Genomic DNA, 26,146 nt, shown 5'->3' with positions numbered 1-26,146 from the left:
AAGCACCGAAGATGAACACGCGGGCGCACCCCGTCTAAGAATGGGGGTGTCGCGATCTGTTGCGTGCCAGGTGGGTCGGCGCTGTTTCGTGGGATCTCGGCGCTCACACACACGTCGTCACCCGAAGTGCGACGCTCGTAAAACGGGCCTACTCTCACCACCACGCGCCGTCACAGGGAGTAGCTGTGCAACGCGCTCAAACCGAAAGCAAACCAACTGAACGCAAGATCAATGGTGGAGTAAGTCTACCGGACGCCGCGGCCGCGCCAGACCGCGAAGAGGCCCACAGCGGCCACGATTCCCGTGATGTCCGCCACGATGTCGCGCCAATCCGGGTCGCGATCGACCACGGGAAGCCCCTGGAGCAGTTCGCTGATCGGGGCGTAGGCGGCGAGGAGCACCGGGAGCCACGGCAGGCCTGCGACAAGGGCGAGGATCGCCACTCCCCCGAACATCCCCGCATGTGCCACCTTGTCCACGCCGACGGGCAACGATCCCTCACCCGAAGCCGGCAGATAGAGCAACAGACTCTGAAGAGCGACGGCTGCGGGCAACAGCACCCTTGCCGTTGCGCGGACGACTCTCGTGGGCGCTCGCATCGGACCAGTATGGGTGACGCGGGATCCGACCCGTGCGTCCGGTGTCGCCCAGGAGCGGCACCGGACGCACGGGTCACGACGTACACCGCCGCGCCATCCGGGGTCACTGCCCCCTGGCGCTGCCGAAGCCGAACGTGCGAAGGCTGCCGTGCCTGTGATCCGCGAAATCAATACCGGACGGACGACGCCGAGATCCTCCAACTCTCATCCTTGCGGTGCGGAAACTTCCTCCGGTCAGGAAGGTTGCACGCAGGGACGGACGTGAACGGCCATAGAGCAGAAGAGAAGCCGACGCGCACATGAAAGACGCCGCAGTCCGGACGAACCGGACTGCGGCGTAGGCACAGCGGAACAGCTGATGGGGTGGTGGAGATGGGGGGAATTGAACCCCCGTCCATCGACGGCGATCCAGGGCTTCTCCGGGCGCAGTGCGTATGAGGATTTTCTCGGCCCCACGGCTGGTACGCACACATTCCGTGACAGGCCCAGTCGAGTAAGAGTCCCGCAGCGCCCCTCGACATGACGCTGCAGCAAGTTCTCTAGCTGATGCCAGACACTGAGTCGAGAACTAGCTCAGGCTGACAGACTTCGGGCTCGCTCAGGCGGCGAGGGCGAAGTCGGTGCGCTTGGAATCGGCACCTATTGGTTTGCAGAGGGCGTTAACGAGATAACTCTGCATCCTCGGCCCGCTTCCCCTGGGACGGCGACCGATGTCGAAACCGATCATCCCCATGAGTAGCTGTTCGCACTGTGGAGTTGTGTGCGGCGTCTCGCACCGCGAAACACCACTGTAGCCATCAACGAGCGACGTCGCGACTTCATTCCGCAGCGCCGGCTCCGGCTCGCAAATGACGCACACGCCTGGGTTCACAGCTCGAGGGTGAACAGCAGCGCAGCGTCGTTGTCCGCGATTGGGGACCCGCGCTCCGCCCGCGGCGGGAGTGCACCTCTGCGGCAGACCGCGAGCGCCCTTCGCATGGGCGTGAGGCGCTGTGCGCATGTGTTCAGTATTGGTCGGTATTGCGCGCAGATTCAGGGCAGACGCGATGTGCCCGGCCGGTAGGGTTGATCCGTCCGACATCCCCGTGAACGGAGACTACTGATGTTCCGCAAGGTCCTGGTGGCCAACCGAGGCGAGATCGCCGTCCGTGCGTTCCGCGCCGCCACCGAACTCGGTGCGAGCACCGTCGCTGTGTTCCCGCACGAGGACCGTGGCAGCGAGCACCGCCTCAAGGCCGACGAGGCCTACCAGATCGGCGAGGTCGGCCACCCCGTGCGCGCTTACCTCGATGTCGACGAGATCGTCCGCGTCGCGCGCGAATCGGGCGCCGATGCTGTCTACCCGGGGTACGGATTCCTCTCCGAGAACCCACTGCTCGCCGAGGCGTGCGCCGACGCCGGCATCACGTTCATCGGCCCGCACCCGGACGTGCTGCACATGACCGGCAACAAGGCCACCGCCATCGCGGCCGCCAAGCGCGCCGGCCTGCCGACGCTGCGCAGCGTGCCACCGTCGTCCGACATCGACGAACTCGTGCGCGGAGCCGACGAACTCGGGTACCCGGTCTTCGTCAAGGCCGTCGCCGGCGGCGGCGGACGAGGTATGCGCCGCGTCGAGAAGCCCGAAGCACTGCGCGAGAACCTCGAGGCCGCGATGCGCGAGGCCGAGTCCGCCTTCGGCGACGCAACGTGTTTCATCGAGGAAGCCGTTGTCGACCCACGTCACATCGAAGTGCAGGTGCTCGCCGATCAGTCCGGCGATGTCGTCCACCTCTTCGAGCGCGACTGCTCGGTGCAGCGACGCCACCAGAAGGTCGTCGAGATGGCACCGGCGCCCAACCTCTCCCCCGAACTGCGCGAACGCATGTGCGCCGACGCCGTCGCGTTCGCGAAGGAAATCGACTACTCGTGCGCGGGCACGGTGGAGTTCCTCCTCGACCCGAGCGGACGTTACGTCTTCATCGAGATGAACCCGCGCATCCAGGTCGAGCACACGGTCACCGAGGAGGTCACGGACGTCGACCTCGTTGCCGCCCAGATGCGGATTGCCTCCGGCGACACCCTCGACGACCTGGGCCTGCGCCAGGAGGACATTCACCTGCGTGGAGCCGCCCTCCAGTGCCGCATCACGACCGAGGACCCGGCCAACGGCTTCCGCCCCGACACCGGCACCATCACCGCCTACCGTTCGGCGGGTGGCTCCGGCGTCCGACTCGACGGCGGCACGATCCACATGGGCGCCGAGGTGAGCGCCCACTTCGACTCGATGCTCGTCAAACTCACGTGCCGCGGTCGCGACTTCGCAACCGCGGTGCGTCGGGCCCGTCGCGCCCTCGCCGAGTTCCGCGTCCGCGGCGTGAGTACGAACATCCCCTTCCTCCAGGCCCTGCTCGACGACCCCGCCTTCATCACAGGACACGTCACGACGTCGTTCATCGAACAGCGCCCCGACCTGCTCAACGCGCGCACGCCGGGCGACCGCGGCACGAAGCTGCTCACCTACCTCGCCGAGACCACGGTGAACAAGCCGTACGGCGAGCGTTCGGCGCTCACCGTCACGGCCCGCGAGAAGCTGCCGAGATTCGACGTCACCACCCCGGTGCCCCCGGGCACGCGCGACCGCCTTCTCACAGCCGGCCCCGATGAGTTCGCCCGCCAACTGCGTGAGCAGACGGCGGTCGCCGTCACCGAGACGACGATGCGTGACGCGCACCAGTCACTCCTGGCCACACGCATCCGCACCCGCGACCTCGTCCACGTCGCCCCCTACGTCGCTCGCATGACGCCGGAACTGCTCTCCATGGAGGCCTGGGGCGGCGCCACGTACGACGTCGCCCTGCGCTTCCTGTCGGAGGACCCGTGGGAGCGCCTCGCCAAGCTGCGCGAGACGATGCCGAACGTTCCGCTGCAGATGCTGCTTCGCGGACGCAACACCGTCGGCTACACGCCCTACCCGACGAAGGTGACGGACGCCTTCGTCCAGGAAGCCGCGCGCACCGGCGTCGACATTTTCCGCATCTTCGACGCACTCAACGACGTCGAGCAGATGCGTCCCGCCATTGAGGCCGTGCGCGCCACCGGAACGTCGGTCGCGGAGGTCGCCCTGTGCTACACGGGTGACCTCACCTCACCGAGCGAGAAGCTCTACACGCTCGATTACTACCTCGAGCTCGCCGAGCGCATCGTCGCCGCGGGCGCGCACGTTCTCGCGATCAAGGACATGGCCGGGCTGCTGCGCGCGCCTGCCGCTCGCACGCTCGTCACGGCACTGCGTGAGCGCTTCGACCTGCCGGTGCACCTGCACACGCACGACACGCCAGGAGGTCAGCTCGCCACACTGCTCGCGGCCGTTGACGCCGGCGTCGACGCCGTCGATGTCGCAAGTGCCTCGATGTCAGGCACGACGAGCCAGCCCTCGATGTCCGCATTCGTCGCGGCCACGGACGGCACCGAGCGTGCCACCGGCCTCGATCTGCAGAACGTGTGCGATCTGGAGCCGTACTGGGAGGCCGTGCGCACGCTCTACAAGCCGTTCGAGTCCGGCCTGCCCGCTCCGACAGGCCGCGTCTACAAGCACGAGATCCCCGGCGGTCAGCTGTCCAACCTGCGTCAGCAGGCCATCGCGCTCGGTCTGGGCGACCGGTTCGAGGCGATCGAGGACATGTACGCCGCGGCGAACGACATCCTCGGCAACGTCGTCAAGGTCACCCCGAGTTCGAAGGTCGTCGGTGACCTCGCGCTCGCGCTCGTGAGCGCCGACGCGGACCCCAAGGACTTCGAGGAGAACCCGCGCAACTACGACATCCCCGACTCGGTCATCGGCTTCCTCGGCGGCGAGTTGGGCGACCCGCCCGGCGGCTGGCCGGAGCCGTTCCGCACCAAGGCGCTCGAGGGCCGCACGGTGCGCCCGAGCGTCGAAGAGCTGTCCGAGGAGGACGAGCAGGAGCTTGCTCGCGATCCGCGCTCGACGCTCAACCGTCTTCTCTTCCCCGGCCCGACGAGCGACTTCGAGCGCGCCCGCGAGCTCTACAGCGACCTGTCGGTGCTTTCGACGAAGGAGTTCCTCCACGGCCTCGCGCCGGGCCAGGAGCACGAGGTCGACCTCGAGCCCGGCAAGCGCATCCTGCTGTCCGTGGTGTCCGTCTCCGAACCTGACGAACGGGGCATGCGCACGGTGCTGGCCACCGTCAACGGTCAGCTCCGTCCCGTTCAGGTGCGCGACGAGTCGGTCAAGGTCGACGTCGACGCGGTGGAGAAGGCCGACCCGAAGAACTCGGGCCACGTGCCGGCGCCGTTCGCGGGCATGGTGTCGGTCACGGTCTCCGAGGGCGACGAGGTGGAGGCGGGCGACACCCTCGCGACGATCGAGGCCATGAAGATGGAGGCGTCCATCACGGCGCCCGTCGCCGGAACGGTGAAGCGCGTGGCGCTCAAGCACGAGACGCAGGTCGAAGGCGGTGACCTCGTCCTCGTCCTGGAGTGACGACCGAACAGTGCATGACGAAGGGGTGACCATCGGATTCGATGGTCACCCCTTCGTCATGCCTGGGGCGGGTCGGTCGGCTACGTCACCAGCCGCCGCCACCGCCGCCGCTCACACCACCACCGGAGAAGCCTCCGCCGCCGGAGAAGCCGCTGCCCCCGCTGGAGCCGGGCGTCGAACTGAGAGCCGCCGAGGCGGCCTCGCCGAAGGAGTCGAGGCCCGAACCGAGATCGTCGAAGCCGCTGAAACCCCCGTAGCCGCCGTACGGGATGTACCAGTACGGCATCGCCAACGGATAGCCCTGAGCTGCAGCGGCCTCGGCCACTTCACCGAAGACCTTGGCCCAGCGCTCCGCGAGCCCGAGCACGACGGCGTACGGCATGTAGCGGCTGAAGATCTGCTCGGCTTCCTCGAACTTGAACTGCTTCGCCTCGGCGGTCTTGAGGTACAGCTCGAACCCGCGTGACTGGTCGTAGACGGCAGAACCCACGGGAGTTCGCGCACCCGCACTGCGCGAGAGGAACAGCGCGAAAACGCCCGCAGCGGCGAAGCCCGCACCGAAGAGGAAACCGTTGAGGTTGAGCGCACTGGCCACGAAGAACGAGACGAGTGCTAGTGCGAAGAAACCGACGACGAGTCCCATCGCCTTCGCGCGGGAGGTGGCCGGCGACTCGTCGAACCACCCGCGTTCGAGCGTCTCGCGGTACATCCCCTCCTTGGCCTCGGCGAGGTGGCCCGAGAACTCGTTGCGCAGATCCGAGAGCTTCACCTCCGTGCCGCCGGCGAAGACGGCGTTGAGCAACGTGGCCTCGTACGGCAGGAGCGAATCACCGCCGGGCGGGTTCTGGGCGGTGAGAAGCCAGTCCTTGTCGCCGAGATCGGTCATCGTGAGGTAGCCACGCACGGACAGATCCACGATCGTGCCGGCGACGTCACGGTTGTCCGCGCTGCGGTCGATGATGGTGCCCATGAGCCCGGGCGTCGTGTCCCGCGGCGGGTCGAAACGGACGGCGACCTCCGGCTCCGGGCCACGCACGACGTCGTAGCGCTGTCCGTCGGCGGGCAGTTCACCGGGCGTCACCCCACCGAAGCGCTGATCGCCGGTCTTGCGCCGCCGCGCGAGCATCCAAGCGCCGGCAAGGCCCGCCACGCCCACGGTGCCTGCGCCGCCGACGAGGTTGAGGTTCTTGCGCGTGCTCTGGGAGAACGGACCACCCGAACCGTAGGCCTCCACCGCAGAGCCGTCCTCGAGAATCGGCGCGGTGTTCGTGAAGGCGCTCGTCGGCATGGCGGACACGATGGACATGCCCTCGCCGTTGCCCACGGAGCGCGCCGAGAAGGTGGCCTGCTCACCGCTCGTGGCCTGGCACGTCTGCTTGGAGCCCTTCGCGCCGTAGAAGCACTTCGCGTCGTTGACGGCGGCGGGGCCCTTGAGGGTGACGTTCGCCTTGTCGATCGGAATGCCCCATTGCTGGCCGATGGCGTTGATGTAGAACTCGGTGGAGCCGTTCGGCTGCTTGTTGACGACGCCGCCGAGGCGGTAGGTGATCGTGTACTTCTGCACCCCGCTGACAGTACGGTCGGCGTCGCCGATGCGCAGTCGCGTCGCCCCCCCGTCGGCCGACTTCTCGACGTCTGAGGGCGCACCCGTGCTGGAGGTGACCTTGACGTTCGTCAGCGGGTACACACGGTGCTTCTCGTCGTTGTAGCCCTGCGCCGTGATGATGAACCGGTCGAGCCCGTGGTGGGAGTTGTCGTCGAAGCGGACCGTGATGTTCTCCGTGACGTCGACGGCGCCGTCACGCTTGAGGTCGTAGTCGATGTCGTACGCGCTGATGCGCATGTTCTCGTTGCCGGCGGCCACTGCCGCCTGCGCCCCCGGCAGGACGCTCACCCCGGCGAGCGTCGAGGCGGCGGCCAACGTCGTCAACATCCCCGAGAAACGGCTCATGCCCCTACCTTGCCATGAGCGAGGAAGGGGCATGAGCGAAGGGGCGAACGGGTCACCCGCCGCGCTTGAGGCGGATCTGCATCTCGCGCTGGGCCTCGAGGTTGTCCTGACGCTCACGCAGCGTCTGACGCTTGTCGTGCAGCTGCTTGCCCTTGGCCAGTGCGATCTCGACCTTGGCGCGCCCGTCCTTGAAGTACAGCGACAAGGGCACGATCGTGTAGCCCTTCGACTGCGCCTTGTCGGCCAACTTGATGATCTCGGCCTTGTGCAGGAGCAGCTTGCGCCGCCGACGCGCCGAGTGGTTGGTCCACGTGCCCTGCATGTACTCGGGGATGTGGACGTTCTCGAGCCACATCTCACCGTCACGTTCGAGGACGTAGCCGTCGACGAGCGAAGCCCGACCCATGCGCAGGCTCTTCACCTCGGTGCCCATGAGGGAGAGGCCGGCCTCGACCGTGTCCTCGATGTGGAAGTCGTGGCGCGCCTTCTTGTTGTTCGCGATGACCTTCGTGCCCTTCTCCTTGGGCATTCGGCTCACCTCCTCGTCTCGTGTTCGTCCCGTACTGCGCCCGTCAGCGCGTCACCCTACCCACTTGCGCGGGCTGACTGCGACACCATTTTCTCGGGTCTCGAAGTGGAGGTGGCATCCGGTGACGCGCCCGGTCATGCCGGAGACACCGATCTGCTGGCCCTTCTTGACCTTCTGCCCGGCACTGACGCGAAGGCTCGTGAAGTGCATGTACGCCGTGGTGAGCTGTACGCCGTTGACGGTTCCGTGGCTGATGTAGACGTGGTTGCCCGAGATCCCGTTGTAGTTCGCTTCGATGACGGTGCCGTCACCCGACGCGTACACGGGGGTGCCACAGGCGAAGGGGTAGTCGTCGCCCTCGTGCAGCTTCTGGATCCGCAGCACCGGGTGGAACCGATAGCCGTACGGCGACACGATCGAGGACGCCGGTCCGGGTGCGGCGAGGAAGCCGCCTTCGTTCGTCAGCTTCGTGACGCTCGGGTCGAGGTTGTCGCTCGTCGAGGTGATGTTCTTGAGTCGGTTGCTCTCCGCCTCGAGGGCCGCGAGCTTCGCCTCTTCCTTCTTCTTCTCCTTGGCCAGTGACGCTCGGTCGCTCTGTTGCGTCGCCTGGACCGTCTTGAGGTCAGATTCGGCGGTGTCGGCCTGTTTCTTGGCCGCGGACGCGGCAGCCACGGCGGCGTCCTGCTTCGTCTTCGCCAGGCTCGCCTTGCGGCGGACCTCGGCAAGACGCGCGGCTTCGCTCTGCCCGGCGGCCGCGGAACTCTTGAGGTTCGTGATGACGCCCTGCTGGCGTCGCATGACGATGTCGGCGAGCGCCATGGAGCCCGTGACGTCGGTCTTCGAGGTGAGCACCTGGACGGTGAAGGTGAGGTCACCCAAGCCACCGGACTCGAAGGCGTTGCGCGCGAGACCACCGACCTGCGTCCGAGCGGCCGCCTGATCGGTGCGGTTGCGGGCGAGCGCCTTGAGTGACGCGTCCTCGTCGGCCTTCGCAAGGTCGTAATCGGATTTGGCGTCGGTCTGCTTCTGCTGCGCGCTCGTCAGTTTGGACCGTGCCGTCGTGACCTTCTTGTGAGCGGCGGCGACCGCGGCGTCGGTCTTCTTGAGCTTCGCGTCCGCGGCCGTCAGTTCCTTCGACAGGTCGTCGATCTCGGACTTGCTCGCCTTGATCTTGTCGTCGACGTCGTCGCCGAATGCCGCCGAGCCGGCGCCCAGCGTCAGGGCCGCGACGACGGCCATCGAGGCAGCCGCGCGAGAGCGTCGCGAGGAGAGTGCACCCACGTTCATCAGACCTTGAGATAACGACGCAGCGTCACCCACGACGTCGAGACAGCGAGGACGAAGGCTCCCAGGAAGAGCCAGGGGACGACGACGAGGACGTCGCTGTCACCGATGAGATTGACGAAGCCGCCGCCCGAACTCGCGAGCCCACTCACGCCGAAGTGCACCATCGCCCACAACAGGCCGGACGCGAGCACCGCACCGGCGAGGGAGGCGATGAGGACCTCCGCGACGAACGGCAGATAGATGGTGGCGCTCGAGGCACCGACGAGTCGCATGATGCCGACCTGGCGGCGGCGGGTGAACGCGACCTGCCGGATGGTCGTGACCATGAGCAGGATGGAACAGACCACCATGAGACCGGCGATGATCGCCGAACCCACACCGAGCATGTTGAGGAAGGAGAAGAACGGCGCGAGCACCTGATGCAGGTTGCTCACGTGCGCGACGCCGGGCATGCCCTGGAATCCACTCGCGATCTCGTCGAAGCGCTGCGGATCCGACAGGCGAACCTCGTAGAACGCCGGCATCGACTTCGCGTCGACGCTGCTGACGTACGGCGAGTCCTTGTACTGCTCGCGGAACATCGCGACGGCTTGTTCGCTCGTCTTGTAGTCGACCTTCGTCACGAGTGGGCGCAGGTTGTCGAGGTTGCTCTTGACCGCCTCGGTCTGGGCTGTACTCGCCTCTCCCCCGGCACACGACGCGACGTTCGTGTCCGAGTCGGTACACAGGAAGACGAAGGCGTGGACCTTCTCGTACCAGTCGCCCTTGGCCTGGTCCACCTGACGCTGGGCGAGCAGGCCGGAACCGACGAAGAACAGCGAGACCATCGAGACGAGCACGACGGACGCGATCATCGAGGTGTTGCGTCGAACGCCCTGCCACACCTCGGAGGTGAGGAAACGAAGTCTCACGGCGTCTCCTCCAGACGATGGGATCCGTGCGCCGCGCGGTAGGCGCTGCGCGTACCGAGTTCACCCAGGTCCGGTTCGAGGGCTTCGGCTCGGTAACCACCGGTGGAGTCGCGCACGAGGCGGCCGTCCTTCATCTCGAGCACGCGACGCTGCAGGCGGTCGACGAGGCTGTTGTCGTGCGTGGCCATGACGAGCGTGGTCGACGTGCGGTTGATGCGATCGAGCACCCCGACGACGTCGTCCGAGTTCGCGGGGTCGAGGTTTCCGGTGGGCTCGTCGGCGAGCAGGATGGCGGGCTGCTTGACGACGGCGCGGGCGATCGCCACGCGCTGCTGCTCACCGCCGGAGAGCTCGTGCGGGAAGCGCTTGGCCTTCTCCGCCAGCCCGACGAGTTCGAGCGACTCGGGCACGGCCCGGCGGATGGCGCCGCGTCGACGTCCGAGGATCTCGAGGACGAAGGCCACGTTCTCCTCGACCGTCTTGTTCTCGAGGAGACGGAAATCCTGGAAGACGACACCGATGTCGCGTCGCAGGCTCGAGACCTTGCGTCGCGGCATGTTGCGCAGTTCGCGACCGGCGACGTGGATCTCGCCGTCGGTGGGCGCGACCTCGTGCGTCATGAGGCGCATGAGCGAACTCTTGCCGGAACCGGAGGCGCCGACGAGGAAGACGAACTCACCGCGCGCGATGTTGAAGCTGACGTGCTCCAGCGCCGGGGCTTGGTTCTTGTCGTACGTCAGGGAGACGTCGTCGAATCGGATCATCGTGGTGTGGAGTGCTCTCGGTCCCGTCGGTGAGGTCAGCCGTCGTCGCGGTCCGCAGCACGCTTCCAGCGGATGCCTGCTTCGACGAAGCCGTCGATGTCGCCGTCGAAGACGGCGCTCGTGTTGCCGACCTCGTGCTCGGTGCGCAAGTCCTTGACCATCTGGTAGGGGTGCAGGACGTAGGAGCGCATCTGGTCGCCCCAGCTGGCCTTGACGTCACCGGCCAGTTCCTTCTTCTGCGCGGCTTCCTCCTGCTTCTTGATGAGCAGCAGGCGCGACTGCATGACGCGCAGAGCGGCAGCACGGTTCTGGATCTGGCTCTTCTCGTTCTGCATCGAGACGACCGTGCCGGTGGGGATGTGCGTCATGCGCACGGCCGAGTCGGTCGTGTTGACGCTCTGACCGCCGGGGCCCGACGAGCGGAAGACGTCGACCTTGAGCTCGTTCTCCGGGATCTCGATCGTGTCGGTGGTCTCGATGAGCGGCACGACCTCGACGGCCGCGAACGACGTCTGGCGGCGGCCCTGGTTGTCGAACGGCGAGATGCGCACGAGGCGGTGAGTGCCGGCCTCGACCGAGAGATTCCCGAAGGCGTAGGGCACGTTTACTTCGAACGTGGCCGACTTGAGACCGGCCTCTTCGGCGTAGGAGGTGTCCATGACCTTCGTCGGGTAGCCGTGACGCTCGGCCCAGCGCAGGTACATGCGCATGAGCATCTCGGCGAAGTCGGCGGCGTCGACGCCACCGGCGCCGGCGCGGATGGTGACGACGGCCTCGCGCTCGTCGAACTCGCCGTTGAGCAGGGTGCGAACCTCGAGTTCGCCGACGGCCTTCGTCAGCTTCGTGAGCTCGCGCTCGGCTTCGGCCATCGTGTCATCGTCGTTCTCCTCGGTACCCATCTCGACGAGGGTCTCGAGGTCGTCGATCGCGGCGTCCATGTTCTCGACGCGGTCCTTCTCGGCGTTCGCGCGAGACAGGGCGGAGGTGATCTTCTGGGCCGATTCGACGTCGTCCCACAGGTCGGGGGCGGCAGACTGCTCCTCGAGGTCGGCGATCTGCTTCTTCAGCTTCTCGAGGTCGAGCACCTCGCGCACGGACGCCATGGTCGAGCGCAGGTTCTTGATTTCGGTAGGAAAGTCGACAGCCACGCTTTCCAGGGTATCCGTTATGACGCCCGACTCCCCAACCAACCGATTGTTCACCGCTCCAGATGGGCGTCAGCACGTGAGACGACGTCCACGGTCATGGGTTCACCGAGAGCCGCCATGGCCGATCCGACGACCGGCGGACGCACGACGGCGCGTACTCGAACAGTGACCTGCTCGCCGACGACCTCGACGCCGTTGACGCGCCACGACGTGACGTGCTTGGGCAAGGGTGTGGACGCGACGATGCGTGCCGCCTCCGCCGAGGCCGCGTCGGCATCGAGCGTGGCGTTGTCGACTCCCTCGGTATAGGCGCCGGCCAGGGAGATGCGGTCAGCGGCCGCTGCGCTTGCGTGGTCGGCTGCATCGAGCACGTCGAGGCGAGCCATCTGCGCGGATGCCACGCTCACTCCCCCGACGAGCAGCATGCACACGCACACGCTGAGACCGAGACCGAGCAAGCCGATACCTCCGGTCTCGTCGGCCACAACAGCCTTGGTGCGGCGACTCAACAACGCTCGCAAGCACATCCATGGCGCGCGGAAACGGGTCATCGTTGGCCCCCGTACTGTTCGACCTTCTGTTCGTGGGACGACGACACGGTGACCTGAAGGTTCGCGGCCCCGGCGAGCCACTTCGGCACGAACGGCAACGTCACCGTCGCTCGCGAGGAAGCCCGCACCGAGGCACCCGGCGTCAGGCAAGGGCTGAGGGTGCATGTCACGGCCGTCGATCCGACCGGCACGTCTTGGTCGGCGTAGGCGATCCGAGCTGCTGTGTTCGCGCGGGCAGCACCTGCCGCGCTGGAGGATGACGTGACGTAGGTGCGCGCCGCTTCGCGAGCGGCCTGACGTGCCGCGTACGAGGCCGCTTCCACACGCAGGAGCGCGGTCGCGACCCACACGAGCGGCAGGAGCAAGACTGCGATGACCACGATGGTTTCGATGAGAGCGGAACCTTCTTCACTGTGGCGGTCGACGACGTCGTGACCGACAGTCCTTTCGACGCTCACGCGGAACGCTCCTCGACGATCGCGCGCCCGCTGGTGTGCAGCGTGAGCCCGACACCGAACGGCCCGAGCACGGGAACGGGCGCGTCGATGTCCACCCGAATGACGTCGAGCCCCTCCGCACTGCTGCGATGCGCTGAGATCGATCCTGCGTAACGCGGACTGAGGGAATCGGACACGAGGTCGCGGGCGCGCTCCTGTGCCACGCCGGGACCGGCATCGACCCGAGCGCCGTACCGGGCACTCTCTGCTGCTGCCATGGTGAGGGTCGAACGGACGTGGGTGGCGTAGGCGAACTGGCAGACGACGAGGAACACGCCCACGATGAGCGCCATCGTCATCGTGTACTCAGCCACGGCCGAGCCTTCGTCCCCGGAGAGCGCGGCGACGCGACGCTCCGGGCGTCGACTCATCCTCCGGAGACCTTGTTCATCGCGGCGGTGAACATGTTCTTGAGCAGGGGCCCCGCCGTCTGCCACAGGAGTGTGACGAGGCCCGCGGTCATGAGGGTGACCAGCACCCAACCGGGCACGTCGCCGCGATCCGGTTGGCCTGTCAGCCGTGTCATGACGTTGCCGGCGGCTCGGCGGACTCGGCGCTGGACTGAGACGAGATGAGACATGGTGTGTTCCTTCCGGTGGGGTGTCGGTGAGGAGTTCCGACAGGGTGGGGTCAGAGGTTGAGGTCCAGGGCGGCGATGCCCGGATAGACGGCGAAGAGGATGGTGATCGGCAGCACTAGGAAGACGACGGGCGCCATCATGAGGACCTCCTTGCGCCCAGCTGATTCGATGAGTTCCCCGCGGGCGGCTTCACGGGCGTCCTGAGCCTGGGCCCGAAGAACGTCGGCAAGCGGGGTCCCCCTCTCGAGAGCGACGATGACGCCCTCGATGAAGCGGTTGACCGCCATGACGTTGGTTCGCCGAGCGACCCCCGTGAGCGACCGCGCCAGTGGCGTTCCTGCCCGCGTCTCGTCGAGAGCGCGACGCAGTTCGTCCGACAGCGGGCCGCTGCACAGGCGGGTCACGTGCTCGAGGGCGCCCAGGGGCCCCTGCCCTGCCGCTACCGCGAGCGCCAGCATGTCGGCCACGGACGGGAACTCGGTGAGCATGCGCGCCTCGCGACGGGTCGCCTGCTGCGTCAACACCTGGTCGCGAAGCACGACACCGAGCCCTGTCGCAAACAGAATGAGAGCCGTAGCGCCCACCGGCCCGGACTGCGAAGACGACCCACCCACCAGCAACACGAAGCATGCGGCGGCGAAGCCGGTCATGCCCCATACCGCTTGGCTCGTGCGGAACATCTGAACGTCCGGGGCGAGCCCGGCTCGCTCGAGTCGGGAGCGCACGTGGTCAGCGCCTCCGAGGACCCTCCCGAGCCCCGAAGCGACGGAGTCGAGCAGAGCTCGTGCGTTACGGCGTGATCCTGGACCTCGGTCACCGGTGAGAATGCCGGTGAGGCGCTGCTCGAGAAGTGACGTTCGCGGGCGCACGAGCCATGTACCGATGAGCAGTAGCCCGGCACCGATGCACAGTGCCGGCCACCACGCTGCGTAGGTGCTCATCGCATGACTCGTTCCTCTGTCGGCAGCCGACCGATGGCGCGCATGGCGAGGTAGGCAATCCACGAGACGATGCCGCCCACCACGAGAACGGCCACTCCCGTGCTGGAGCGGTAGGCGTCGAGTCCGCCACTGCGGAAACCGACCACGACGAGAGCGAGCCAAGGCGCCGCGAGCGCCAGGCGAGCGGCACTCACCGTCCAGCTCTGTTTGGCAGCCAACTCAGTGCGTGTCGCGGCGTCCTCGCGCAGGAACGAGCTGAGTGTGCGAAGCAGACGTCCGACGTCGGATCCTCCGACGTTGCGGGCGAGTCGCAAGGACTCGATGAGCCGGTCGGCGGCCGGATCCGCGAGGGAGCTCTTGAGTACGTCGAGCGACACGTCGAAGCGGCCGTGCGCGGCATCGTGCCGGGCGAAGGCGGCAAAGTCCTCCCGCAACACCTCGGGACCGTGGTGGGCGAGTTGCCGCAGAGCTTCCGGAATGGAGAGGCCAGCGCGTACCGCGGAGGCGACGTGATCGACAGGGTCGGGCCACGCTTCACGCCGAGCCCGAAGATGGACGACGGCGCGGTGACGCACGAACATCCACGGCGCGTAGAGACCTACGGCACCACCGAGCAACGTCAGAGCCGGAACTGCGGTGGCGACGAGAACGACGCCACCTACGACGAGGGCACTGAGCATTGAGGCCGCGACGACGGCTCCGACCCCCTGCTCTCGAAATCCCGCGAGCGTCAATTGCTCACGCACGCGCTCGTACTGACGTGAGCGGCGTAGAGACGCCACCGGGGCCACGGGCTGAGGCGCGCTCCAGGCACTCCACATGAGGAGTAGACCCGTGCCGACCGCCGCGGCGCACAATAACGCCGTCATGACGACAGCTCCCGCGCCAGTGCAGCCAGGTCAATACCCGCGCGTGCGAAGCGGGGTTCGCCGTCAAAGGCCGCGAGCAGCCGTGGGTAGGTGTCCTGCCCCTCTTCGTAAAGGCTGATCGTCTCCACGGTGTCTCCTTCGACGCGGCCGGTCACGCGCAGCACCTCGCGGGTGGAGCGGCGCCCGTGCCGATCGAGGCCGAGGTGGACGACGAGGTCCACCGCGTTGGCGACCGTCGGGACAACGAACGACGAAGAAATATTGGGGCCCGCCAACAGCGGAAGTGTGCACAGCTTCGTCAGGGCTTCACGGGCAGAGTTGGCGTGCAGAGTGGCGAGGCCCGGCAGACCGCTGTTGAGCGCCAACAACAGATCGAGCGACTCGGCCTGCCTCACCTCCCCCACGACGACACGCGAGGGGCGCATGCGCAGTGCTTCCTTGACGAGCATGCGCAGCGTGACCTCGCCGTTGCCCTCGAGGTTGGGTTGGCGACACTGCATCGCCACCCAGTCACGCGCCGCGAGTTGGACCTCGAAGACCTCCTCGCAGGTGATGACCCGCTCGGTCGGCGGAATGGCACTCGCCAGGCAGTTGAGCATGGTGGTCTTGCCGGCCTGGGTCTGCCCCGAAACGAGCACGTTGAGACCCGCGCGGACACATGCGCTCAGGATCTTCGCGAGCCCCGACGGTAACGAGCCGCGACGCACGAGATCGTCGAGCGAATGACTCGTGGCGACGAACTTGCGAATGTTCACCGCCCAGAACTCGCGGGTGACATCGGGGATGACGACGTGCAGACGTGATCCGTCAGGTTATCTGTAATGACATGGGGGTGCAACTGACGTGACTCAGGGTGATGAGGGGTGTGGCAAGGGTCAGTTCGTATAGAGGGTTATCTGTAATTCGTGGACGACGTGCACCCGGTCTGGCGTACGGCGGCAGTGCGGCGTGTAAGCGGGTGGCACACCTGCCCAGGTACGGGTTCGACGCGAACGAATTCATCGTGGACCGTGAGTCGTAGGGCTGGGATGCGGTGATGGTCCTTCCAAGCTGGCGATATTGCTCGGCCTGGTTCAGATCGCCCATCCGTGGAACGGCACAAGTGGTGTGAGTTCCTTCTGTTAGCACCACCGAGACCGGAAGATGGGCGCCAAAAGACTCAATGGTCGGCAGCACTCATTCGGCATATGCGAGAAGATTCAGTCTCGGAACAACTCTCAGACCTAGCTGTACTGACCGGAGACGTTGATCGAGGATCGGCCGGTGACGCGAGATACTCGCTGCATGGGCGAGCCGCAGGTTGAAGAGGTCGGCGCAGACTTCGCGCGCCGATGGTGGAAGTCCCTGATGGCGAACGCGGTGGCGCTTGTAGAGGATGCCCACGCCCTGGCGGACCGGGGCAGTGCTGGCCGGGCTCAGGCGCTCCTGGTGCTCGCGATGGAGGAAGTGGCGAAGGCACGCTGGCTTTACGAGGCCGCCGAGTGGGAGTGGAGTGCACCTTTGGGCCTCTACGGGCTGCAACCTCGCGAACCTGGCCTGGTTCGGGTTCCGGACGGCCTACGCACCACCCGCGCACCACATGCAGAAAAGCTGCAGGTGGCGGAGCAGTTTGCGTCAGGCTTGGGTGGATTTTGGGACCCAGAGCGTCGGATCGAGTATTACCAGTTGCCGGACTTGGAGACGTTCCACGGGTTGGCGCGGCAGCGGAACCTCGACAAGCAGGCTGGCTTCTATGTCGACCGTGCAGCCGACCAGATCTCCTCGCCGCTGGACATACCCGCCGGGGGGATCGTGGAGCAAATTCGTCGAGCGGCCAAGGTAGTTCAGATGCATCTGATCCAGGACCACACCCGCCAACAAGACGCCTCCGTTCCTAGCCGGATCGACTCGGCGGAGGATCTCCACTGGACGATCCTTCCCTACTCGGACCCCGAGTTCTTCACCGAGGAGCCGCCTGGCGTGGGCGTTGAAGCCGCCGAAGAGTAGCCAGCCGCTCTGAGTTTGGTGAGTGGCGGTGGGTTATCGCACGCGCTATGCGGTCGCACTTCGTTGTAGTGCCCCAGCCACGGCTCGAGCGCGTCGCGGCGTTCTTGCTCGCTGGTGTAGCAGCGGGCGTAGGCCCACCCGTCGGCCATCGTCCGGTGGAAGCGCTCCACCTTCCCATTGGTCTGCGGGCGGTACGGGCGGGTCCGTTTCGGCGTGATCGACAGGCCATGGCAGGTGTCGCGCCACAGGTGCGAGCGGTACGCCCCACCGTTGTCCGACAGCACCCGCTCGTTGGTGACGCCATGGCCGGCGAACCACTGCACCGCCCGGCGAAGGACGGCGACGGCAGTGATGGCGGTCCCGTCGTCGTGGACCTCGGTGTATGCGACGCGGGAGTGGTCGTCGATGACGGTGTGGACGAACGCGTACCCGAGTTTCGGGCCGCCGTACTGGTTGCGCGGCTTGCCTGGCGTGGCGGCGCGGTTCTTCTCGCCTTGGCGGCGGCCGACGTACCGCCAACCGCCGCCGTCCGGGATGTTCCCGACCTTCTTCACGTCCACGTGAACCAGCGACCCGGGGTGAGGGTGCTCGTACCGGCGGACGGGCTCACCGGTGGTGCGGTCAACGTAGGACAACCGGTTCAGGCGCGCGGTGGTGAGGATGTGATGCACGGTGGACGGTGCGATGTGGAGTCGGGAAGCGAGCTGAACGGGCCCTTCCCGCAGTCGCATTCGAAGACTCACGCACCGCTTTGACACCGTCTTCGGGGTCTTGTTCGGCGACGATCTTGGGCGTGACGACCGGTCCTGCATGGACTCGCCGGCCCGGTAGCGGTCGACCCATCGCTTCACGGTCGGCCAAGACACCTGGAAGCGGGCGGCGACCTCGCTGATCGGCCACCCGTCCTCGAGAACGAGACGGGCGACCTTCAGGCGGTGACGTGGTGTCAGAGCCGCGTTGGCGTGGCTGATAAGTCCTCCTCAGAGCGGGAAGGCAGACCACCCGAGTGGCCTGCCTTCCGGGCAATTCATGACGCGACTGCGAACGTGGAGCGGTCCGCCGCTGAGGGCCGGCCTGAACGACTCCGCCCAGTCGATGAACGCAGCCGACTGTTCGACGCCGGTCAGTGGTCGACCTGGAATCCCGGCTGACCTGCATAGTCCTGCTGGCGTTGATCGAGGGCCATGCGGATCTGGTCGGCGGCTCCCTCGCCGAGGACCAGCCGCAGGGGCCCTTCTGGTGCTGTGACGTGGGCAAGGATCCCCTCGGCGATGGCCTCCGGCGACGACCCGCCGCCCGTGGCCCCAGGCTCGCTTGGCCATGGCACGACGGCGGTTCCAAAGAGTCGTTCGCGCAGCTCGTCATACGCGGGAATTGGTGCACTGAACTGCATCCCCGAGGTCGCCCACTGGGTGTTCATGGCGCCGACCTCAACGAGGGTGACTCGCACACCCATCGAGCTCACCTCGCCCGCCAAGGATTCGGTAAACCCCTCGAGACCCCACTTCGCGGCGTTGTAGAGCCCGAGCAGGGGCATGGCACCCACTCCGCCGGTCGACGAGATCTGAACGATGTGACCACTGCCCTGGGCGCGCATCAGCGGAAGAGCAGCCTGCGTGAGCCACAAGGGGCCGAGAAGGTCGACGTTGAAGATGGCCCTCGCTTCCTCCTCGCTGACTTCCTCAGTGGCACCGACGAGGCCATAGCCCGCGTTGTTCACCAAGACGTCGAGACAGCCCGCGGTCTCGTGACCTTCCAGGATGGCCCGCCGGCACTCATCCCGGTCGGCCGGGTTGAGCTGCACCACGCTCAGAGACGGGTGCTGCACAGGGAGCACGCCCCGCCGGCTCGTTGCAACGACGCGATCACCCACAGCCAGCACCCGTCGGGTCAACGCAAGGCCGAGGCCGCTGCTCGCACCGGTGATGAACCAGGTCTTCGGTGTTGTCATGGGCCCATTCAAGCACGTTACGAGACGGTGCGTCTCGTTTCTATACTGGTGGCATGGCCCGCCCTGCCACCGCCGCTCGCGTTCTTTCCGCCGTCCTGCGCCTCGCAGAACGCGGCGGCCCGAACGCACTCACCATGGAAGGCGTCGCGGCCGAAGCCGGCGTCGGCAAGCAAACGCTCTACCGCACATGGCCATCGATCCATGCACTCCTGTTCGACGCCCTGGCGACGGAATCTGCTGTGCCCGAACCCGCGGGCAGCTACCCCGAGCTCTTCGAGGCGCTGAAGGCGACCAGCGCCGAACTCGCGTCAGAACCGCGAGCCTCGCTGCTGCGGATGCTGGCCGCCGCAGTCCAGAGCGACGCGGTGATCGCACGGCAGTTCCACACCGCCCTTCTTCAGCGTCAGCAGCAGCAGTTCGCGCGGGTGGTTGCTGCCGACGGACTCGACAATCCCGAGCGAGCCACAGAGCTTCTGCTGGCTCCCCTCCTGTACCGATGGTTCCTCCGACTGCCCCCTCTCACCGACGGCGAGCTGGCAGACCACGTCGAATCCGTTCGACGCCTTCACCGGCCCGATTGATCAACGTGTCCGGTCAGTACACCTAGCGGACGGCGCGAAACCGCAGAATGAGCGGTCGGGCTTCGGGTGCAGGTGCCAGGCGCCTCGGGACGCCCGAAGCTCGTCTCTCTCGTAATCTACGAGCATGGATGACGAGGTGAGAGTTTTCGGCGAGCCGATGCGTTTCTCGGACGGAACGGCCCTCAGTGTTGAGACGTGCGACGGCCTCGTTCGGCTCGTCACCCTTGACGCCGAAGCCTCTCGCGTGCGCGGCATTGTGCTGGCGCCCTTGGAGGCGCAGCGATTGGGGCAACATGTGCTAGCGGCTGCATTCGCCGCCAACCGTCGAGGGGGATGTCAGGAATAAAGGTTGGCGACGGTGGTGGCGCGGGACTCCTCGTGCGGGCTCCCGGCGACGCCCTGAACAACCATGGCTTCTTGGCCGCGATCGGCCTGGCGTGGCACCTGTCTGACGCGAGCACAGCACCGCGTCACCCCATATCGGGTAACGCGGTGCTTTCTTAAGCCTGCCGCGGGTTAGTGAAGTGCTCGTAGAGCGGGCGCTGCCTCGCGACTGCTCTCGCGCTGCGAGGGCCACCATCCGGGAAGGAGTCGACGCAGCTCGGACTCATGCAGGGCCAGCCGAGCCGCAAGCATGAAGGGCGTCCACCCAGCCTCGCCCAGTGCCTGTAGAACGGTGCTGATCAAGTGGAACTGCACGCGCGGTCGCTCAGCGAGTGTCGAGGCGGCGTGAACGCGTTCGTGTTCGCGACATGCGTGCGCCCAAGACGCGCGAGAGCGCTCTGTGAGTACTCCCAAGTCCCGAGCGCGCGCGATGAGCCGGGTTGCGCTCACGCCCCACACGTCTTGCAGAGCCACAACTCTGCTCAGGTCTTGGCTCGGCTGGGCCGCATCAAGCACCCCGTCCAAGCCTGCAGCGGGTGCGAGGAACTCGAGCGCAAAGGAATCTAGCCGCATGTCTCGGGTGTGGTCTTTTAGGCGCCTGGCATCGGTCAGGGAGGGATTCATGATGCGTCCCAGCTCGCGGGCGAGCGCGAAGCGCTGGTCGATCGCATCGGCTGTGGTGTCAAGAAAAATGAAGGGCGCGCCACTCCGCCGAGTGGCGTCTAGCAATGTGAACGCGGTGAGGTCGGGGTCATCGACTGGTTGCGGAAGGATGACGCAGCCCAGGCGTTCAAGGAACTCTCCCAGGTGTTCGATCTGCGTGTTGCCCAATTTGAGCGAACGACGCGCATGAATCGCCGTCTCGATGGCGTCCGTCTCATCGAGGTTCGGTATCGAAAGCGGCGGGGTCGCCACGGTGACTTCGGGCATGGTGAGCAATGTGCTTGCGGCGTCACCAGCAAGATTTGCGTAGGCCACGCACTGCCGTCGCCGGCGGACGCCAATGCCCTGTGCGTTAAACGAACCTCCAAGCTCAGTGGCGTGCGTGTGGGTGATGCTGAGGGCTTCAGGTGGAACGCCTAGCACTTGACACAGTGCGGCTGTGTCGCGGGGTGTAAGGATTCGGGTCTTCCGTTCAAGAGCACGCATGAACGCGGGCGCTCGACCGATGCGGTCACCGAGGGTGCTACGCGCCATGTCAAGACGCTCGCGGAGGAGGACGATTGTATTCGGGTCCGTTTCGCTGTTCAGGGTGACAGCGCCCGACAAGTGACGAACGTTGTCTGGCATGAGGCTGGTCCTATCGGCGGTGCTGAGTGTGGGTGGGAGTGGGTGGGTGAGTACTTGCGACCTTCAGGGCCTAAGCCTGAAAGCGATGGTGGTGGATGAAGTGGGTGCTGGGCGGTGGGGCAGCGGACGCAGAGGGCGGGTAGGGAAGGTCGGCCTCATCGTGGCTGGTCGGTGCGACGAAGAGAGCACTTGTGTTTAGAGGCTTGTGCCGATGCTGCTTCGCATCAGTGATCGTGACCTGAACGAGAGGAATACGTTCCCCCTCGACGAGCGAGTCTATGGCGATGAGTGGCTCGTACTCGCGTGACGCATGGGGAAGGACTACTAACTCACCGTGCGTCCGGGTAGGCGGTTGCCAGGGGGCGAAACCAGTCAACGTCCCGGGGTTGGCTGCGTAGATGGGGTGGGGAAGGCCGTAACGCAGCCAGGCTGGCGTTGTACTAGCAAACCCCGGCCCCCAGCGGATCCTCAGAAGAGCCGAGTTGTCGACGATCAGGGCCTGCGCTCTGGAACCTTGGATGCGCGCGAAGCGTACGCGCTCGGGGTTGGCGCAGACGAACCCCTCAAGGTGATCCTGCCAGATGGGACGCAACAGCGCGTCACGATAGCTGGACGTGGAGCGTGGTTGGACTCGGAGGTGGTCTGCGCTCCGGATGGCAACGAGGGCGCGCTCGGTCGCGTACATGGCCGAGACCGTGAACCCGGCGACGTCGCGAGCGAGAGTGGTCAGGTGATGCGCGGGCGGAGATTGCACGTATGTCCCAACTTCGAGTGCAGGATGGCAGCGCACCATCCGAGACGTAGATTATGCACGTAAATTATACTAGTATGTCATTCGATCCAGCGAGGAGGTCGCAGCGTGGAAGTGACAGCGCCCCGCGACGCGCGAGGGAGGGGGTGAGGGCGTGAAAGCCAAGGCGCAACGGGTCATTCGCCACGACGGCACCACCACCTACACGGTCATCGGAGCCGACTACCTGCCGGTCGCCCCCGCACATGAGTATCTGGACTTCATGCGCCTGGACGGCGCATCCCCAAATACGATCCGCGCGTACGCTCGTGGCCTCGCGCTGTGGTTTGACTTCCTCGGACGACGGGGCCTCGCTTGGGATGCGTTTACAGGCCTCGACTTCGGCTACTGGATCGCATGGCTACGCACAGGGGACCTGCCCGATGACTTGCGCATCGGCGCACCACCGTCGTTGCTCGCCCCAGCGACCCTCCAACTGCGCAGCGCCGCCGTGCTGGCGTTCTACCGATACCACGCCGCCGCGAACGCTATGACTGGGCCACACGACGTGTTGTACTCACCGCTCGCAAAGCGCGGCAGGCGCCCATACTCACCGTTTCTGGAAGGAATCGCCAACCGTCGCCCGGTGAAGCCATCACCGATGTACAAGGTGAAAGCCGGGCCGAAAGGGCGTACCCCGGTGCTGACGCCCCAACATGTTCAAGGGATCCTTGACGCGTGCACCACGCAACGCGCCGACGGCACCTGGACCGGTAGCCTGTCCGCCCTGCGCAACCGTCTCTACTTTGCAGTGCTCGCCGAGACTGGCATGCGCCCCGGCGAAGCACTTACCCTGCGGCACACTCATATGCACATCGGCCAGGGCGAGCAGCCACGCATCACACTCACCCCAGCCGAGGGTCACCCGCATGGCGCCCGCGTCAAATCCGGCCACTTTCGCACCATCTACGTGGGGGAAGACCTTGCAAGCCTGTACACCGAATACGTATGGCGACTAGTCGATGCTGGCGCCGATATGGCCGTTGTCGATTTCACTGACTCGTTCGTGTTCGTCAACTCTGACACCTCACGCGGCGAACCGTTCCGCCCCCTGCGGATTGAAACGATCTACGCCGCAGTGCGATCCATCAAACGGCTACACGAGGCAAACTTCACTCAGCGGTGGACCCCCCACTGGTTCCGTCACACCCACGCTACAGCGCTCCTCCTGTCCGGCTGCCCACCGCACGTGGTAATGCGCCGTCTCGGCCACCTCGACGTGCAAACCACCCTCAGCGTTTACGGGTGGGTCACTGAAGACGCCGAACTACGGGCCGTCGCCGACTGGCGTCGATTCGCAGATGGTTGGAAGGAACAACTGCAATGGACCAGCTGACCACCTCGCGATCCGGCACGCTTCGGGACAGACCAGAAGAGTCGCAGGCGCCCGACGCGTGGACTATGCAGTGGAAGTGTGTACCCCCCAAGTGGGCCCGCGGAAGCTACCGCCTCGACCAAAGCCCCTTCAGAGACGTATTCGTAAGGAACACGAATTACCTCCGCTCGAAGAAAAACTATGAGTTCGTGTCACCCGCGTATGCTCGGATACGTGATGAATGCTCGTGGTGGTTGTGGTCGATCTGGGCCGACGGGTCCCGCAAGGTCGATCCCGCCATGCTCACCTGGTGGGGCCGTGCCATCACCGCGATGGCTGACCAGCGCGTGACCTTTGCCGGTGGGGTCACCAACCTGTCGGTAGCCGACTTCAATCCCAAGCTCGTCGTCCGCGAAGCCCTACATGAGTTCTGGTCTCGTAACGGCCGCTACCCGTCTACGGGCAACACCCGCAACCTCGAATCCGTTGCCCATTCGATGTTTGAACATGTGAACGCTCGCTGTACCGACGCACCCTGGTGGGCACGCGACACATGGAACCTGCGCCTCGACCCCCGCATTCCCCGGCGCCCCAACGAACCCCACGCCGACCGGATTATCCACCTCGCCCGAATTGAACCCAACTGGCTTCGCGAAGGGGTGCGCTACTGGCTCAGCCAAACGCTTACCCTCGACATGTACACGTGGACGACCGCGTATGCGCGCGCGACCAACGTCGGCATCCGTTTCGGCGCGTTCGCCGAAGCACGCGGCATTACTCACCCTGCTATCGCTGAAACCCTACCTGCGCTTCGCGCTACGTTCATGGATTACCTCGCAGTCCTACGTTCACCCCAATCAACCCGGTCTGGCCGAGCCATGACCACCATCGCAGCCAATGCCTGCAAAACCCATGTCCAAGCGTTCTACACGTTTATGTCCGACAATGCGGATGCTGCGGCGGCGTTCACCGGCGACCCACGCTGGGCCGAGTTAAACGTCAACCACACTCGCCTGTGGGCGCCCGGGCACACCCCAAAACGTCAAACCAGCCGGCATGAAGCGCGCTACTACACCGACACCGAGATCGGCCGGTTGCTCGCGCACCTACCGGTCCTCGCTACCCCCACCCACGAGTTCGTTACGATCGAACACGAAGGAACCACCCGCGCCTTGCAGGGCCTCGGCGATCCACAAGCAGCGCGGATCTGGCAACTCCAAGCCCTGACCGGTCGGCGCGCCTCCGAGATCTGCATGCTCGACCGCCAACCCCTCACAATGATTTTTGGTGACGACCAGCCCGCCGGCGAGCACGATCCAGACGCGTACGTCGCACGCCTTCAATATCAACAGACGAAAGTCGACGACGTTGACCCGACGATCCTCGCGACCCAAGACGTCGTCACCATCATTGAAGAACAGCAAGCATGGCTGGCCGAGCACCGCCCTGAGGCCGCCGAAGGTCCCTACCTGTTCGTACAACTCAGAGGCAACACGCGTGGTCTCAATCCGCGCTCCTACCGCTCGTACGCAGACGCGCTCAGACGTCTTAGCCGAGCCGTCACACTCACGGATGACTCCGGTAAACCCCTCGTGTACACCGAAACACACCGCCTACGCCACACCAGAGCGACGAGATTGCTCAACGATGGCGTACCCGTCCACGTCCTCCAGCGATACCTTGGCCACCGCTCACCCGAAATGAGCATGCGGTACGCCCAAACCCTCGACTCGACCGCGCGCGAGGCATTTCTCAAGCACAAGCAAGTCGGGGCTGACGGCCGTGAAATCAACATCGCGCCGCTAGACCTTTTGGAACTGCAACAACTTGACCGACGAGCTGACCGCGCGCTCCCCAACGGTCTGTGCCTACTTCCGCCAACGAAAACGTGCGACAAGGGCAACGCGTGTTTGCCTTGCGGTAGCTTCGCCACAGATGCCAGCTACCTCAACGAACACAAGATGCAACGGGAACGCTCGGCTGCGCTCATCCGCGTGCGCCAGAAACAGTTCGAGGAACGTCACGGCACCCGCATGCCTGACACGAACACGTGGCTCCAAGGGCGGCTGCGCGAACTCGCGAGTCTCGATGCCATTATTGTCCGCCTTGAAGCTAATGAGGCCGAGCAGGGCAGTGTGAAGGGCGCGGGCACTGCTGGCAAGACCACGGCCCTCACACTCACAGACGACCCCATCACCCGCGACGCCGCACGCCAAGCCTTAACTGACCGCCTCAACACCGACACGCGACGATGAACGCCACTCCCACGCCGGAAGAGGTAGAGGGTACTCGGCCCTCGTCAGATGACCGACATCGGACGCTCGGTTTGCAACGCGCCGCGCGCGCACGGACAGAACGGGCGGAAAAGGCGGCTGACGCGGCGATTCGTGATTTGTTTAAACGCGGCGCAACTATCAACTTCACCGCCGTCGCGCGCGTAGCCGGGGTCACGCCCGCGTTCTTGCACCGACATCGCGAGCTATCCACGCGAATCCGCGACCTCAGCCGCGCCCAGAAGGAGACCACTCGCGAGCAATGCGTCAATGCAACTGGCGAAAGCGCCGTCATCGTCGCCCTTCGCCGCAAGATCGCCGAGCAACAGAGTGCGCACGATGCGGAGGCGAGACAGCTACGTGAGCGTGTCCGGGAACTGGAGCACCAAATTGCCGCCCTCTACGGAAGGCTCGGGTGAGACAGCAGTTAGCTTCTAGTGTCGCGCGTCATTAATTCGTTGACAGT

Annotated in this window: 22 protein-coding genes, 1 other RNA gene and 1 pseudogene; 6 read left to right on the top strand and 18 right to left on the bottom strand. The window is 65.7% G+C overall.

Annotated features, from left to right (window positions below):
- Nucleotides 1–245: 245 nt before the first annotated feature.
- Together H7F30_RS08370 and ssrA are read right to left on the bottom strand one after the other, a co-directional pair.
- Nucleotides 246–599: a VanZ family protein gene (locus H7F30_RS08370; RefSeq protein ID WP_129664445.1), complete on the bottom strand. Its 354-nt coding sequence runs from the start codon at nt 597–599 to the stop codon at nt 246–248.
- Between the two features lie 364 nt (nt 600–963).
- Nucleotides 964–1,330, bottom strand: a transfer-messenger RNA (tmRNA) gene (gene ssrA, locus H7F30_RS08365).
- Between the two features lie 371 nt (nt 1,331–1,701).
- Here ssrA and H7F30_RS08360 point away from each other — a divergent pair.
- A complete protein-coding gene (locus tag H7F30_RS08360) occupies nt 1,702–5,082 on the top strand; it encodes a pyruvate carboxylase (RefSeq protein ID WP_187034539.1) in 3,381 nt (1,126 codons plus the stop codon).
- 85 nt (nt 5,083–5,167) lie between these two features.
- Here the strand turns inward: H7F30_RS08360 and H7F30_RS08355 are convergent, their stop codons facing one another.
- From H7F30_RS08355 to H7F30_RS08295, 13 genes and pseudogenes are all read right to left on the bottom strand, one after another.
- Nucleotides 5,168–7,033, bottom strand: coding sequence for a DUF2207 domain-containing protein (locus H7F30_RS08355; RefSeq protein WP_187034537.1), 1,866 nt, complete (start codon nt 7,031–7,033; stop codon nt 5,168–5,170).
- Nucleotides 7,034–7,085: 52 nt separating this feature from the next.
- Nucleotides 7,086–7,562, bottom strand: coding sequence for an SsrA-binding protein SmpB (smpB, locus tag H7F30_RS08350; protein ID WP_047311934.1), 477 nt, complete (start codon nt 7,560–7,562; stop codon nt 7,086–7,088).
- Between the two features lie 51 nt (nt 7,563–7,613).
- Nucleotides 7,614–8,843 carry a M23 family metallopeptidase gene (locus H7F30_RS08345; protein ID WP_047311933.1) on the bottom strand — a complete coding sequence of 410 codons (1,230 nt, stop codon included), beginning with the start codon at nt 8,841–8,843 and terminating at the stop codon, nt 7,614–7,616.
- A gap of 5 nt (nt 8,844–8,848) precedes the next feature.
- Entirely contained in the window at nt 8,849–9,760 is a 912-nt protein-coding gene (gene ftsX, locus H7F30_RS08340) for a permease-like cell division protein FtsX (RefSeq protein ID WP_047311932.1), read from the bottom strand.
- The gene (ftsE, locus tag H7F30_RS08335; RefSeq protein ID WP_187034535.1) at nt 9,757–10,524 is read right to left on the bottom strand and encodes a cell division ATP-binding protein FtsE; all 768 of its coding nucleotides are present in this window, start codon (nt 10,522–10,524) and stop codon (nt 9,757–9,759) included. The genes ftsX and ftsE overlap by 4 nt, the downstream gene beginning before the upstream one ends.
- 35 nt (nt 10,525–10,559) lie before the next feature.
- Complete coding sequence (prfB, locus tag H7F30_RS08330) at nt 10,560–11,672, bottom strand: peptide chain release factor 2 (protein ID WP_187034533.1); 1,113 nt, start codon at nt 11,670–11,672, stop codon at nt 10,560–10,562.
- 50 nt (nt 11,673–11,722) lie between these two features.
- Nucleotides 11,723–12,157 (bottom strand): hypothetical protein, encoded by a 435-nt coding sequence (locus H7F30_RS08325; protein ID WP_222617790.1) that lies wholly within the window; start codon nt 12,155–12,157, stop codon nt 11,723–11,725.
- A gap of 62 nt (nt 12,158–12,219) precedes the next feature.
- Complete coding sequence (locus H7F30_RS08320) at nt 12,220–12,681, bottom strand: pilus assembly protein (RefSeq protein ID WP_118913694.1); 462 nt, start codon at nt 12,679–12,681, stop codon at nt 12,220–12,222.
- Nucleotides 12,678–13,091, bottom strand: a complete 414-nt coding sequence (locus H7F30_RS08315) for a TadE family protein (RefSeq protein WP_129664459.1) — start codon at nt 13,089–13,091, stop codon at nt 12,678–12,680. Before H7F30_RS08315 ends, H7F30_RS08320 begins: the two co-directional genes overlap by 4 nt.
- Complete coding sequence (locus H7F30_RS08310) at nt 13,088–13,300, bottom strand: hypothetical protein (RefSeq protein ID WP_047311926.1); 213 nt, start codon at nt 13,298–13,300, stop codon at nt 13,088–13,090. The genes H7F30_RS08315 and H7F30_RS08310 overlap by 4 nt, the downstream gene beginning before the upstream one ends.
- Nucleotides 13,301–13,350: 50 nt before the next feature.
- Entirely contained in the window at nt 13,351–14,241 is an 891-nt protein-coding gene (locus H7F30_RS08305) for a type II secretion system F family protein (protein ID WP_187034529.1), read from the bottom strand.
- Entirely contained in the window at nt 14,238–15,110 is an 873-nt protein-coding gene (locus H7F30_RS08300) for a type II secretion system F family protein (RefSeq protein ID WP_187034527.1), read from the bottom strand. Before H7F30_RS08300 ends, H7F30_RS08305 begins: the two co-directional genes overlap by 4 nt.
- Nucleotides 15,107–15,922 (bottom strand): annotated as a pseudogene (locus H7F30_RS08295) (CpaF family protein); the annotation flags it as partial. The pseudogene H7F30_RS08295 and the gene H7F30_RS08300, both read right to left, overlap by 4 nt.
- A 472-nt stretch (nt 15,923–16,394) precedes the next feature.
- On the opposite strand from H7F30_RS08295, the gene H7F30_RS08290 reads away from it, so the two are divergent.
- A complete protein-coding gene (locus H7F30_RS08290) occupies nt 16,395–17,096 on the top strand; it encodes an AbiV family abortive infection protein (RefSeq protein ID WP_187034525.1) in 702 nt (233 codons plus the stop codon).
- Here the strand turns inward: H7F30_RS08290 and H7F30_RS08285 are convergent.
- The gene (locus H7F30_RS08285; protein ID WP_187037941.1) at nt 17,030–18,067 is read right to left on the bottom strand and encodes an IS481 family transposase; all 1,038 of its coding nucleotides are present in this window, start codon (nt 18,065–18,067) and stop codon (nt 17,030–17,032) included. The genes H7F30_RS08290 and H7F30_RS08285 overlap by 67 nt on opposite strands.
- 152 nt (nt 18,068–18,219) lie before the next feature.
- Nucleotides 18,220–19,047 carry an SDR family NAD(P)-dependent oxidoreductase gene (locus H7F30_RS08280; protein ID WP_187034523.1) on the bottom strand — a complete coding sequence of 276 codons (828 nt, stop codon included), beginning with the start codon at nt 19,045–19,047 and terminating at the stop codon, nt 18,220–18,222.
- 53 nt (nt 19,048–19,100) lie between these two features.
- Between H7F30_RS08280 and H7F30_RS08275 the strand changes: the two genes are divergently transcribed.
- Complete coding sequence (locus H7F30_RS08275) at nt 19,101–19,628, top strand: TetR/AcrR family transcriptional regulator (RefSeq protein ID WP_187034521.1); 528 nt, start codon at nt 19,101–19,103, stop codon at nt 19,626–19,628.
- 516 nt (nt 19,629–20,144) lie between these two features.
- Here the strand turns inward: H7F30_RS08275 and H7F30_RS08270 are convergent.
- A complete protein-coding gene (locus H7F30_RS08270) occupies nt 20,145–21,302 on the bottom strand; it encodes an ImmA/IrrE family metallo-endopeptidase (protein ID WP_187034519.1) in 1,158 nt (385 codons plus the stop codon).
- 905 nt (nt 21,303–22,207) lie between these two features.
- On the opposite strand from H7F30_RS08270, the gene H7F30_RS08265 reads away from it, so the two are divergent.
- From H7F30_RS08265 to H7F30_RS08255, 3 genes are all read left to right on the top strand, one after another.
- On the top strand, nt 22,208–23,428 hold the full coding sequence (locus tag H7F30_RS08265; protein WP_187034517.1) for a tyrosine-type recombinase/integrase: 1,221 nt from the start codon (nt 22,208–22,210) through the stop codon (nt 23,426–23,428).
- Nucleotides 23,429–23,706: 278 nt separating this feature from the next.
- Nucleotides 23,707–25,662: a tyrosine-type recombinase/integrase gene (locus H7F30_RS08260; RefSeq protein WP_187034515.1), complete on the top strand. Its 1,956-nt coding sequence runs from the start codon at nt 23,707–23,709 to the stop codon at nt 25,660–25,662.
- Nucleotides 25,659–26,099: a DUF6262 family protein gene (locus H7F30_RS08255; protein WP_187034513.1), complete on the top strand. Its 441-nt coding sequence runs from the start codon at nt 25,659–25,661 to the stop codon at nt 26,097–26,099. The genes H7F30_RS08260 and H7F30_RS08255 overlap by 4 nt, the downstream gene beginning before the upstream one ends.
- The last annotated feature ends 47 nt before the right edge of the window (nt 26,100–26,146 follow it).

This window comes from Dermacoccus sp. PAMC28757 (genome assembly GCF_014302635.1).
Taxonomy (GTDB): Bacteria; Actinomycetota; Actinomycetes; order Actinomycetales; family Dermatophilaceae; genus Dermacoccus; species Dermacoccus abyssi.
Note: the sequence above shows the minus strand (reverse complement) of the source record. Positions and strands in the feature narration are given on the sequence as shown.